Origin of the sequence: Mammaliicoccus lentus (assembly GCF_002902755.1) — a bacterium.
Lineage (GTDB): Bacteria > Bacillota > Bacilli > Staphylococcales > Staphylococcaceae > Mammaliicoccus > Mammaliicoccus lentus.
This window is the reverse complement of sequence record NZ_PPRS01000003.1, coordinates 167,018-179,546: the sequence shown is the minus strand read 5'-3', so window position 1 is coordinate 179,546 and position 12,529 is coordinate 167,018. Positions and strand designations below refer to the sequence as shown.

Below are 12,529 nucleotides of genomic sequence, written 5' to 3'. Positions count from 1 at the left end.
ATTTAAAGTAATATGGTTATTATTGTTAGGCATCACCGTAATTCAAAATGCTAATATATTATTAGGCATCATTATATTAATAAGTAGTTTATTTATTTTTTATTATGTCAGTATACTCGCTTATTACATAACTAAACATAAAATGGGGTTTAAGCCAAATGTATTTATTATCAATATTGAAACTTTTATAAGCTTTATTATTTTATACATAGGATTGATGATTATTTAATATGATAAGTAAGCGTACACTTTTGAAAGAGAAATATACAACGATATATTTGTACTTATATTTCTTAGTTTCAGCCAAGTGCCAATTATGTATTATGAAAAAGTTAAAGATGTTCTTAAAGCTACTGGAGGACCAAAAACGTTTATTCAGAAGCTAGTTCCGGAATAACTTTTGTGATAAAGTTTGATAAAAAGGAGATTTCATTTTTATGACTATTAAACAAATTGTGAATGATTTATTAAATAAAAAATGGTCTTTAGAAGATTTAATTTGGTTGATTTTAATATGCATAATATCTAGTACTTTCACTACACCTTTGTTAGGTGTTCCGATTGGTATTATTGTTTATTTTCTACTTTTTTCTAATGATGAGGATTTTGATGAAACGGCAGAAAAAAATAATTTTCAAGACAAAAATAAAAAGTAGAACACATATTATTGCTGAGAAAATTTATTGATGTTGAGAAAAACCTTACTAGATCGTTTGGTATTATTCCTTTTACTTTCTTTGTTTTGTTTATATTTAGTTCTGTTGAGAAATCAGATAAAAGGAAGCATTAGGGTTTTAAAAAAGAGTAAGGCACCGTTTATAAACGGTGCCTTACTCTTTTTTATTTATTGATATTTATTTTCAACTTTCTTTTCTTTTACTACTTTACCATTTTTATCTTTCTTAATGATATTATCGCCTCTATTTATCTTGTTTCAGGTTGGTTAATTTTTCTACGATGGTCTATATAAAGACCAAGTGGTGTGAGTATTAAAGAAATGATGATGTACATCCAATTAGATGTATATATTTTTGGACCAAGTTGCAAGTAATAGCCGGGTAAATAAAAGGACAAAATCGTTAATATAAATGATCCAGCTATTAAAATGTTCGTAAGCATAGTGGTCCAGTTAGATAAACTGTATATTCTAATTTGTACAACTTTGAATATCATCCATATAAAGAAGAATATCATAGAAAAACCGGTAATAAATGTGATGATAAATGTATATAAATATGTGTATTCTATTTGAGTGAAAAATCCGGTAAAACCTCTAATAAATGAAAAAACACCAAGCAATATTAAAATATGGAGGCCTATGAATTTAAATATATTCTGAATTGTTCGATTCGGCATGTTATTAATCATATTATCAGCATGTTTCTTTGGATCGTGGTCGAAAAATTCCATCGCAAGCATGCCATCTTTTTCTGCTTTTAACAAATGGTTCAATATATCCAGTAACATCTTCTCTGATTCATGCTCATTGATACTTAAATTTGCACGTACATAAGTTAAATAGTTTTCGTAAACTTCTTTATCGTGTGAATTCAATCTTAACCGTTTTACGTTGTTCTCAATAATAAGGTCACGTGTTGATTTTTTCATCAGCGTTTTCCTTTCTTTATTCATTAATTATATTCTAACAAGTATTTTGTAATAAAAACATTATTAATATCAGGTTTATACTTTTTACAGATGATAAATTTTTCGCTATCATTAATAATGACTGGTGGTGTAATATTGGAGATTTTGACGTTATTTATCATTTTTTTAGTTGGTATTTTTGCTGGCACTATTAATATTGTATCAGCAGGTGGTTCTCTAATTGTTTTACCTTTATTGATTTTCTTCGGATTACCAACCACTGTTGCTAACGCCTCAAACAGGGTTGCTATTCTAGTACAAAATATAATGGGCTTATATGTATTTTATATAAAAGGCATGAAAAACGTTAAATTAAGTATTATTTTAAGTATTCCTGCCATTATAGGCTCTTTTATAGGTGTTCATTACGCTATAAGCCTTCCAGACGATGTTTTTAATCGAATGTTAGGCATCATTATGCTTCTTGTCTTAATAATTATGATTATGCCTACGAAATGGAAAGATGGTCATAATCAATCTGAAAAATTATCCTCTTTTAGAAAAGTCATGCTTGTCTTAGTTTTCCTTGCACTTGGTATTTATGGTGGAATGGTTCAAGCTGCAGTTGGATTTTTATTTATTATCGCACTTAATTTATTAATACCACGCTTAAATTATGCGGAAGTTCAATGTATGAAGACTTTAATTATTACCATTTACTTATCATTATCTACATTTGTATTTATTTTTCAAGGATACGTCAATTGGCCATTTGCTATAAGTTTAGCATTAGGTTGTGGGATAGGCGGTTTTATAGGTGGGAGACTAACTGTATCACTGCCCGAAAAAAAATTAAAAGCAATAATGTTTGTCGTTATTTTTATACTAGCAGTTAAACTTTTAATAGAAAATAACTAGGCAGGTGATAAAAATGATTGAATTTAAAAAAATACGTGACGAAAGCACGTTGTATGAGATAAGTCAGATGGCGGCTGCGTACTTTAAAAGGGAAGATCAGAGTACTAAAGTTGCTGAATCTTTAGAGTTTGAAGCGATTAAACGTTCTTTAGCATATGAGGAAAGCGTTGTTTTCGGTGCATTAGATAATCAAACATGTATTGGATTTATATGGGCTAAATTTGATAATAAGGATAATGAAGTTAAAGTTTATAATCTATTTGTTAGTGAATCTTATAGAAACAATAAGATAGCAGCGAAATTAAAGAAAAAATTAGAAACGTGGGCAATCGATAAAGGTGCATCATCAATCGTTTCTACAGTTCATGCCCAAAATAAAAGTATGTTGCATATCAATGAATCAATGGGGTATGAAACGGAAAAATACATCATGAGGAAACATTTATTTTAGTTAAGAAGGGAGGTATTTGATGGCAATATTTGAAGGGTTTTTATGGTTCATCATGGGAATTATCCTCAGTTCAATAATTTACCATTATATTTCTAAAATACCTTTAAGTTTCATTCAAATTGTTATAGGTTTTGTTATATTTTTATCTCCGATACCTGTGGCATTAGATTTTGAATCTGAAGTGTTTATGATGGGGATAATAGCGCCTTTATTATTCTTAGAAGGTATATCAGTATCACGTGTACATTTAGCCAGGTATTTAAAGCCGGTTATGTCTATGGCTATGGTACTTGTATTTTCAACAGTTTTAGGTATTGGATTTTTAATACATTTAGTTTGGCCAGAATTACCACTAGCGGCATGTTTTGCAATTGGTGCAATTGTTTCTCCAACTGATGCAGTAGCTGTTCAAGCAATAGCTAAAGGGAAAATGTTACCAAAAGGTTCTATGACAATATTAGAAGGTGAATCACTATTAAATGATGCGGCGGGAATTTTATCATTCAAAATCGCATTAGCTGCATTAGTAGGCGGTTCATTCTCACTTACAGGAGCAGTAGGTCAATTTTTCTTAACAGCATTTGGAGGCGCAATTGTTGGGCTTATACTTGGTTATGGGCTAGTACAATTACGTGTTTATTTAACGAAAAACGGTATTAATAATGGTAACATGTTAACTTTTATTCAGGTTATAACCCCGTTTTTAGTTTATATTATAGCTGAAACTTTTCATTCATCAGGTATTATTGCAGCAGTTGTTGCAGGTTTAATACATGGCGTTGAAAAAGATAGAATAGCTCAAGCAACTACGAAAGAACAAGTTACTTACAACCACACTTGGGAATTATTGAGTTACTTATTAAATGGTTTTGTATTCATTTTATTAGGATTTTTAATACCAGAAGTACTGATTAATATTTTAAAAGAATCTAATCAGGAAATATTACATGTTATCGGTATGACGTTATTTGTGACTGTGCTTGTATACTCGTTTAGATACATTTGGGTACTATTTTCATATCCATATTTCTATTTACCAGAAAGCAGATTTTCAAAAATGTTAACGAGTGGTAAGGATATTGAACCTCAAACAGAAGCCGATAAACCAAATCGTTTTAAATATGCTTTTATTATGACTATTTGTGGCGTTCACGGTACTATTTCATTAGCAATCGCATTGATGTTGCCTTATAAATTATCAGAACATACAGATTTTATATATAGAGATAATTTATTATTCATAGCTACAGGTGTTATCTTAATCAGCTTAGTGCTAGCTCAAGTTGTTCTACCGCTTATTACGCCAAAAGCTAAAGTTAAAGAACAAAGTCAGCTTACATTTAACGAAGCAAAAGTATTGTTAATTGAACGTGCGTTAATAAAATTACAAGAATTTTATAGTAAAGAAACAAGCTATGTATATGGTAAAATCACCCGAAGTTATCATATGCAATTATCATTTTTAAAAGCTAGCAATGAAGAAGATGAAGACTTAAAAGAATTAGAGCGACTTCAACGAATCGCAATAGATACAGAGTTTCGAACTTTAGATAATTTAATAAAGAATGACAAAATATCGCAAAACACATTTGATAATTACACTCAAATTACAGAGAGATCATCTACATTTAAAAATGCATCACTTGTTACAAAAGTTAAATTGATGATGAAATTATTTGTTCGTCGTAGAAAAATTAAAACATATATTAACGCGACAAGTTCATTATCAATAGAAGCAAACTTAAGAGAAATGAGATATATTACACGAGAAGTTCATTTCCAAATTGTAAAAAGATTATCTAAAGAAATGAATGAAGAAAACGAATTTGAAATTAGTATTGTATGTGATTCTTACTTAAACAAAGTTGAAAGACTAACGCCTGATAATTTCGTGAGTAATCACACTGCTATTTATACAGAAATGGAAATATATGCTTTAAGAATTCAAAGAGAAATGATTAATGAATTAATTGAGGATGAGAAAATAACACGTGCTCTTGCTATTAAATTGAGAGAATCTGTCAATTACGATGAAATGATTGTATTAGGTAACAGTATCTAACCTGTTATCAATAGATAGCTCACCATTAGTATGGTAAAATATTTAAGAATATGTATAGGAGGCGGCACCTATGAAGAAGGCATTTTTACTAATGGTGATGACAACAGTTATTTTAGCTGCTTGTGGTAAAGATAACGAGCAGGAAGATTTAGAAAAAGAAATTAAATCATTGGAACAATCATCTAGTGATTATAAAAAAGACAAAGAGAAATTAAAAAAAGAAAATGATAAATTAAAAGAAAACATTAAAGAAAAAGAAGAAAAATTAAAAAAGATTGAAGATGAACTAGGAGAAAAAGACAACAGTTCAGATAATGAAAAATCTGATGATGAATCAAAGGATTCAAAAGAGGATAAAGCTAAACAGACTTCTAGTAAGAAAAGCAAAAATGATGAAAAAACGTTCCCGAATACTATCCGTACATCTACTAACGGAGATGTTGAATTAGTGAATGATTTACAAGATCAAAATTTTCACTTTGAAGATAGTGGGATGAAAGTAGATGTTGACCATTTGCAAATATTCCAAGTAAATAATATGCCAGAAGGTCAGGTATTATTATTCAACGGAGCTAAAGATGGATATGTTATTATTTATGAAGTGATGACAGAAAATACTACAGAACAAAAACTTTATTATGATAATGCTGCATCTATTAAAAACGGAGACCGGAATCAACGTTCAGATTATGCATCTTTTATTCCAGATTCTCATAATGAAAAATATATGAAAAAATCAAAAGAGAATATTGATGAATATCAACCTAAAGAACAGACAAAGAGTTTGAAATCTATACCGATTTCAACAGAAATGTATCAATCTATAAAAGATAAAAAAGCAACATTCGATATTCAAGGCGGCGTTAGTAAAACACGTTCATATGATCATGCTTCAGAAAAAGTGAAATCATTCGAATTGAATATATAGCATGCGTTTATCTTAAATGATTATAGGGAATAAATTATTAATGATTATTTGAAAAGAGGGATGTCACCGTGCATGAAGAAAATTTCGTGTTGATTGAAGGTCAAAAGCTGACACTATTAGAATTAGGACAAGAACTTGAAACAATTACTGGCCGTACATTACAATCAACAACAGGTGAAATAAGAAGTTGGCCATCTGAGGCTGTGATTTTTGATCGTAAATCAAACGTTAATCAAGTTACTTATCGGTTTAATGACAATAATGATATTGTTGATGCTACAATTGAAGTTCCAAGAGGCTTCAAAAATTATGATACTGAGCCTGTCATGATTAAATTATTAACATATTTTAGAAAATCATAAATAAATCAATATAGAAGGGAGCGGGACGATGAAATCTTGTGAGAACAATGAGATTTCTGTCCCGCTCCTTTATTTTTTACATAAGGAGATTAAAATGAAATCAAAGATGCTAATTTTAAGTTTAATAATAGTTTTCTCAATTGTATTAGTAGCTTGTTCTAACGGTAATGAAGAGAAGAAAGGAGAAGATGGCAAAATAGTTCTTTCTCCAAAGAGTAGCGACATAAAAGGTAAAGTACTATTCGATAGTGCACATGGACAAACAGCTGGGAGTGCTGATTGGGTAATTGATGGAGGTTTTTCTGATTTTGCAGACGCACTAACGAAAGAAAATTATGAAGTTACAGATTTAGGATACAATCAACTATTAGATTACAAGACAATGCAAGACTATCAACTAGTAGTGATTCCAGAAGCGAATAATCCTCTTAAGAAAAGTGAACAAGATGCTATTGAGAAATATGTGAAATCTGGTGGTAGTATCTTAATGATAAGCGATCACTATAATGCAGATAGAAACTTTAATAGGTTTGATTCATCTGAAGTTATGAACGGATATAGAAGAGGCGCTTTTGACAATCCAACAAAAGGTATGTCGCCTGAAGAAAGTGCATCAGAAAAAATGAAAGGTGTAGAAAGTAGAGATTTTCTAAATGAAGTGTTCGGTTTGCGCTTTCGATATAATGCATTAGGTAATGTTAAGGTTGACGATATAGCTTCAAGCGAAGAAAGCTTTAATATTACTAATGGTATAAAAGCAGTATCAATGCATGCAGGATCAACAATTGCTATTACTGACCCGAATAAAGCAAAAGGAATAGCTTTTGTTCCACAACTGAGTAAACATGATAAATGGAATAATGCTGTAGATGAAGGTATTTATAACGGTGGGGGTAAGAATGAAGGACCTTATATTGCGATTAGTAAAGTAGAAAAAGGAAAAGGAGCTTTCATTGGGGACTCTTCGATGGTAGAAGATAAGACTCCAAAATATAAACGAGAAGATAACGGAGAAAACAAAAAAACATATGATGGTTTCAAAGAAGAAGATAATAAAAAAATGGTTATGCAAATCGTTGAATGGTTAAATAAGCAAGAAAATCAAAAAGATTTTAAAGCTATGGACATAAATCTTGATGATAAAACGCCTCTAAAACGATTTGAACAACCTGAGAACAGTCAAGAAGTTGAACAAGAACCTTGGGGAACACCAAAACGTGGATATAAATGGTATGATGCTTCAACATATGCATCTGGAAGCTATGGTGCCAAAGGTACAAAACAAAATAAAACTGAGCACTCAACAGAAGAAGATAATAATACAACAAATAATGACACTAGTACTTTTGATATTCCTTCATCTGTATCAAGACAAGAAAAATTCAATATAACAGTACATGTAGATGAATCTAAACTAATCAATCAAAAATTCCAACTATCTATAAAAAATAAAGACGGTAGAGAAGTAGGGATGTTTAATGGACAAGCTCCAGGTATATCAGAATCAGTTAATCCAAAAATTAAAAATGGAAAAACAGATTGGTACTTTAAAACTAAAATCGCAAATGAAGCGGATGAAGAAGTAAAAGTAGAAGTACTATCAGGTGGAAATGTTATAGCACAAACAACTTTAACAGTAGAATAAATGAACATGATATTTTCTTGTTTATACACTTTACAAAAACTAAATATTCCAATCCATTTGGATTGGAATATTTAGTTTATCACTGGGTATTTAAATAATAAGATTAGCTATTTAACCTCGGAAGAATAATTTTATTATTAAATTCCGCACAATTTTATAGTTACTTATTTTTCTTTCTTGAAAAATTTATTATTTTATTTTAAAATGCTAATTAGTTGATGATAGCGGTTTCATCAATTAAAATAGAATTGTAACTACATTTAGGGAGGCGTTTTAATATGGCTTTTGAATATCCAACTGCAAAAAATGCAAAGTATAAAGTAAAAGATAAATATCAGAATTTTATCGGTGGTAAATGGGTTGACCCCAAAAATGGTGAATTTTTCGACAATGGTTCACCGGTAACTGGGGAAGTATACGCAAAAATACCTCGTTCTACTAAAGAAGATGTTGATGAAGCAGTAAAAGCAGCGCATAAAGCTCAAGTAGAGTGGGCTAAAAAATCTCCTACAGAACATTCTCAATTATTATTAGATATCGCAGATCGAATAGAAGAAAATATAGAAGAACTTGCTGTAATCGAAACATTTGATAATGGTAAACCAATTAGAGAGTGTTTAGCAGCAGATTTACCTTTAGTGGTTGACCACTTCAGATATTTCGCTGGAGTTGTAAGAGCAGAAGAAGGTGGCATTTCACAAATAGATAACGATACAGTAGCTTATCATTTTAAAGAACCGATTGGTGTTGTAGGTCAAATCATTCCTTGGAACTTCCCATTGTTAATGGCTACTTGGAAATTAGCGCCTGCAATCGTAACTGGTAACGCTGTTGTATTAAAACCAGCAGAACAAACTCCGGTGTCTATTTTACACCTTATTGAAAAAATCCAAGACTTATTACCTGAAGGTTTAATTAACGTAGTAAACGGATTCGGTGCAGAAGCAGGACAAGCATTAGCTACACATGAAGATATTAATAAAGTAGCATTCACAGGTGAAACGACTACAGGACGTATCATCATGCAAAATGCAAGTCAAAACTTAATTCCAGTAACACTAGAATTAGGTGGTAAATCACCGAACATCTTCTTTAAAGATATAATGGATGAAGAAGATGATTTCTTAGACAAAGCTGTTGAAGGTTTAGTAATGTTCGCACTTAACCAAGGTGAAGTATGTACATGTCCTTCAAGAGCGTTAGTACATGAAGATATTTACGATAAATTTATCGAAAAATGTGTTAAACGTGTAAACGAAATTAAAACAGGTAACCCTCTTGATCCGGAAACAATGCTTGGTGCACAAACTTCTCAAGAGCAAGCTGAAAAAATTAAAAGTTATTTAGATATCGGTAAACAAGAAGGTGCTGAAATCTTAGTAGGCGGTAATGTACGTAAAGAATCTGGTGACTTAGAAAATGGTTATTACATCGAACCAACTATTTTCAAAGGAACACAAGATATGAGAATTTTCCAAGAAGAAATATTTGGACCTGTATTATCATTAGCAACATTTAAAGACGATGAAGAAGCTTTAGAAATGGCAAATGATACTTTATACGGTTTAGGTGCAGGTATTTGGACTAGAAACCAAAATAAAGCATATAGATTCGGTAGAGGTATCCAAGCGGGTCGTGTATGGGTAAATAACTACCATACTTATCCAGCTCACGCAGCGTTTGGCGGATACAAAATGAGTGGTATTGGCCGTGAAAATCACAAAATGATGTTAGATCATTACCAACAAACTAAAAACTTACTTGTAAGTTATAGTGAGAAACCAGCGGGACTGTTCTAAATGAAAGAACAAGTTACTGCAACTGAAACAGCCAAATCACTCATTAGAGATTTAAAAAAGACACATGGTGAAAACTTGATTTTTCATCAATCAGGTGGATGTTGTGATGGTAGCTCTCCGATGCTTTTTGTTGAAGGCACACTAATCATTGGAGATGTTGATGTTAAACTAGGTGAAATCGAAGGCGTTCCATTCTATATGAATAAAAAACAATATGAATACTGGAAACATACTAATCTAGAATTAGATGTTGTTGATGGAAGAGGCGGTATGTTCAGTATTGAAGGCCCAACTGGAAAAAGATTTCACATTAGAAGTTCAGTAAGATCATAATTTGTAAGAGGATGTGCTAAAATAATAGTACATCCTTTTTTTATTATTATGAAGGTTGGGTGATTGAAATGAGTACATATATTGAAACAAAGCGCTTAATATTAAGAGATTGGGAAGAAAAAGATATCGAAATATTTCAGAGCATGAATGCAAGTCCTGAAGTGAGAAGATATTTTCCAGATATATTAAGCTATCAAGCAACAAAAAATATAGTTAACCAAATGCAAGAAGTTATCACAAAACAAAAAATTGGTTTGTTTGCTGTGGAATTAAAAGCTACTAATAGCTTTATAGGTATGGTAGGCATTAATTATATACCTGAAAATAGTGATCTCAATTTATCACAACTACCTTTTTATGAGATAGGTTGGAGATTAGATAAAACAGTTTGGGGCAATGGACTTGCAACTGAAGCAGCTGAAGCCGTGTTGGGTTATGCTAAAGAACAAGGCATTGAAGAAGTTTATAGCTTTACATCAGAAATTAATAAGCCTTCTAGAAGAGTGATGGAAAAATTAGAAATGAATCATATTGAGAATTTTTTGCATCCTAAAGTTGTTGACGATGAAAAATTAGCAACACATGTTTTATATCATAAGATTTTATAAGGAGTGGATTTTATGATCGTGATCAGTGCATGTTTAGTTGGTGAAAAAGTAAGATATGATGGCAAACATAAGTTGGATTTATTTTATAAGCAATTAATAGATGAAGGAAAAGCGATTAGTGTTTGTCCAGAAATACTAGGTGGTTTACAAATACCGAGAGAACCAGCTGAAATTATTGATGGAGATGGTTTTGACGTTTGGAATGATAAAGCTAAAGTTATAACGATATCTGGCCAAGATGTTACGCACCAATTTAAAGAAGGTGCTAAGAGAACGTTGTCTATTATTAGAGACTTAAAAGCCAATACTGTCATCTTAAAAAGTGACAGCCCTTCATGTGGAGCTTCGATTATATATGATGGAACATTTTCAGGTACAAAAAAAGAAGGTGTCGGTGTAACGACAGCCCTTCTAACATTAAATAATATTAAAGTTTTTGATGAAACAACCTTTTTATCTATTTCTGATAATCTCGAAGTTTAACAGGTTCGGCTACTTGCAAGGCATCAAATAATTCAGGTACTTCATCTTTGATAATAGCTAAATTTTTATAATTTTCGCTAACAAATCCTGTAGAAATTAAGTGCTCAATCATACTTTGCATTGGTTTGAAAAATTGTTTAGTATTTAAAGCGCCAATAGGTTTGTGGTGTAAGCCAATTTGAGCCCATGTATATATTTCAAAGAATTCTTCTAAGGAACCAGCTCCGCCTGGTAACATGATAAATGCATCGGCCATATCAGACATCATTTGTTTTCTTTCGTGCATGGAATCTACAACATGATACTCTGTTAAGTTCTCATGTGCTATTTCACGCTCTCCGAGGAATTTAGGCATAACACCTATAGCAATACCATTATGGTCGATTACACCATTTGCCACAGCTCCCATCATCCCGATAGATCCAGCTCCATAAATTAATTCATAATGATTTTCTGCTAAATATTTACCTAATGCATAAGCTTGTTCTGTATAAATAGGGTCATTACCCTTACTAGCGCCACAAAAAACAGCTATTCTTTTCATAAGTTATTGCTCCTTTCAGCTATGTATTATAATTATAATAAAGCGTTTACTTTATTCGCAAGGGAGGATTTAGAATGAATGTATTTCTAATGGTCGTTTTAATTGTACTAATTTCTACTGTTGCAAAAATTATTAAAGATCATGAATCTAAAAAAGTAAAACTAGAAAAAATTAAATCAGAACGTGTAAAAGATGAACTGGAACTAGAAAAAACGAAACACGAAAATTATTTATTAGAAACTGAAAAAATGCGCATTGAACTTGAACAGATGAAAGAAAACGATAAAGTTAATTTAGATAGATCTAAAAAGCAGTTATTAGATTAAGACAACGTCAAGTATCGGCGTTGTCACTATTTATTAAATCTATTAGAAAATCTGAAAATACTTTATGATCTTCTTGAGTTAACTTTTTTGGACCTTTTGTACGGCCACCTTGTTGTCTTATTTGGGCAGAAATATGTCTTTGCGTTAACAATTGTTCCATATTATTTGCAGTATATTCATAACCTTTATGATGAATAACATGTTTCGCTTTGTTCAAAATAAGGCTTGCTAGACCGTAGTCTTGAGTAACAACAACATCTTCAGAAGTCGTTAATTTAACAATTTTAAAATCAGCACTATCGACACCGTGATCAACATAAATTGTAGAAACATGTTCTGGGTAATCAGCTAGTGAAAAGTGATTTACACTTCTTATAATAAGAACAGAGATGCTTGTTGAGTCAGTTATACGGATTATATCATCCGTAACTGGGCAAGCATCTCCATCTATAATAATTCGATTAATCATTTTGAACGACGATT

15 protein-coding genes and 1 pseudogene are annotated in these 12,529 nt (G+C 31.3%); 13 read left to right on the top strand and 3 right to left on the bottom strand.

All coding sequences use genetic code 11. From position 1 onward, the window contains the following. Together CD135_RS13105 and CD135_RS01465 are read left to right on the top strand one after the other, a co-directional pair. Positions 1-229, top strand: a pseudogene (locus CD135_RS13105) (hypothetical protein); the annotation flags it as partial. 208 nt (positions 230-437) lie between these two features. Next, positions 438-656 carry a VraH family peptide resistance protein gene (locus CD135_RS01465; protein WP_064205364.1) on the top strand — a complete coding sequence of 73 codons (219 nt, stop codon included), beginning with the start codon at positions 438-440 and terminating at the stop codon, positions 654-656. A 268-nt stretch (positions 657-924) separates the two neighbouring features. On the opposite strand, the gene CD135_RS01460 is transcribed toward CD135_RS01465, so the two are convergent. Beyond that, entirely contained in the window at positions 925-1,608 is a 684-nt protein-coding gene (locus CD135_RS01460; RefSeq protein WP_064204672.1) for a DUF1129 family protein, read from the bottom strand. A gap of 135 nt (positions 1,609-1,743) precedes the next feature. On the opposite strand from CD135_RS01460, the gene CD135_RS01455 reads away from it, so the two are divergent. The 10 genes from CD135_RS01455 to CD135_RS01410 all read left to right on the top strand — a co-directional run bounded on the left by CD135_RS01455 (position 1,744) and on the right by CD135_RS01410 (position 11,176). Then, positions 1,744-2,505 (top strand): sulfite exporter TauE/SafE family protein, encoded by a 762-nt coding sequence (locus tag CD135_RS01455; RefSeq protein WP_064204671.1) that lies wholly within the window; start codon positions 1,744-1,746, stop codon positions 2,503-2,505. 13 nt (positions 2,506-2,518) lie between these two features. Beyond that, complete coding sequence (locus CD135_RS01450; protein WP_103268651.1) at positions 2,519-2,956, top strand: GNAT family N-acetyltransferase; 438 nt, start codon at positions 2,519-2,521, stop codon at positions 2,954-2,956. Between the two features lie 19 nt (positions 2,957-2,975). Next, complete coding sequence (locus CD135_RS01445) at positions 2,976-5,018, top strand: cation:proton antiporter (RefSeq protein WP_017000982.1); 2,043 nt, start codon at positions 2,976-2,978, stop codon at positions 5,016-5,018. Positions 5,019-5,088: 70 nt separating this feature from the next. Further along, positions 5,089-5,946 (top strand): SA0632 family lipoprotein, encoded by an 858-nt coding sequence (locus CD135_RS01440; RefSeq protein WP_017000981.1) that lies wholly within the window; start codon positions 5,089-5,091, stop codon positions 5,944-5,946. Between the two features lie 68 nt (positions 5,947-6,014). Further along, positions 6,015-6,308: a hypothetical protein gene (locus tag CD135_RS01435; RefSeq protein ID WP_017000980.1), complete on the top strand. Its 294-nt coding sequence runs from the start codon at positions 6,015-6,017 to the stop codon at positions 6,306-6,308. A 94-nt stretch (positions 6,309-6,402) separates the two neighbouring features. After that, positions 6,403-7,953, top strand: coding sequence for a DNA-binding protein (locus CD135_RS01430; RefSeq protein WP_103268650.1), 1,551 nt, complete (start codon positions 6,403-6,405; stop codon positions 7,951-7,953). 278 nt (positions 7,954-8,231) lie between these two features. Continuing rightward, positions 8,232-9,752 (top strand): acetaldehyde dehydrogenase ExaC, encoded by a 1,521-nt coding sequence (gene exaC / locus CD135_RS01425; RefSeq protein WP_103268649.1) that lies wholly within the window; start codon positions 8,232-8,234, stop codon positions 9,750-9,752. Next, a complete protein-coding gene (locus CD135_RS01420) occupies positions 9,753-10,085 on the top strand; it encodes a DUF779 domain-containing protein (RefSeq protein WP_017001167.1) in 333 nt (110 codons plus the stop codon). Positions 10,086-10,153: 68 nt separating this feature from the next. Then, positions 10,154-10,693 carry a GNAT family N-acetyltransferase gene (locus CD135_RS01415; RefSeq protein ID WP_017001168.1) on the top strand — a complete coding sequence of 180 codons (540 nt, stop codon included), beginning with the start codon at positions 10,154-10,156 and terminating at the stop codon, positions 10,691-10,693. A gap of 12 nt (positions 10,694-10,705) precedes the next feature. Then, positions 10,706-11,176, top strand: coding sequence for a 2-thiouracil desulfurase family protein (locus tag CD135_RS01410; protein ID WP_064204674.1), 471 nt, complete (start codon positions 10,706-10,708; stop codon positions 11,174-11,176). On the opposite strand, the gene CD135_RS01405 is transcribed toward CD135_RS01410, so the two are convergent. Continuing rightward, on the bottom strand, positions 11,151-11,720 hold the full coding sequence (locus tag CD135_RS01405; RefSeq protein ID WP_064210846.1) for an LOG family protein: 570 nt from the start codon (positions 11,718-11,720) through the stop codon (positions 11,151-11,153). The two genes, CD135_RS01410 and CD135_RS01405, sit on opposite strands and share 26 nt — an antisense overlap. Positions 11,721-11,794: 74 nt before the next feature. Between CD135_RS01405 and CD135_RS01400 the strand changes: the two genes are divergently transcribed. Continuing rightward, positions 11,795-12,046 (top strand): hypothetical protein, encoded by a 252-nt coding sequence (locus CD135_RS01400; RefSeq protein WP_017001171.1) that lies wholly within the window; start codon positions 11,795-11,797, stop codon positions 12,044-12,046. 7 nt (positions 12,047-12,053) lie between these two features. Here CD135_RS01400 and CD135_RS01395 read toward each other — a convergent pair whose 3' ends face one another. Next, positions 12,054-12,512 carry a YaiI/YqxD family protein gene (locus tag CD135_RS01395; RefSeq protein WP_239703969.1) on the bottom strand — a complete coding sequence of 153 codons (459 nt, stop codon included), beginning with the start codon at positions 12,510-12,512 and terminating at the stop codon, positions 12,054-12,056. Between the last annotated feature and the right edge of the window lie 17 nt (positions 12,513-12,529).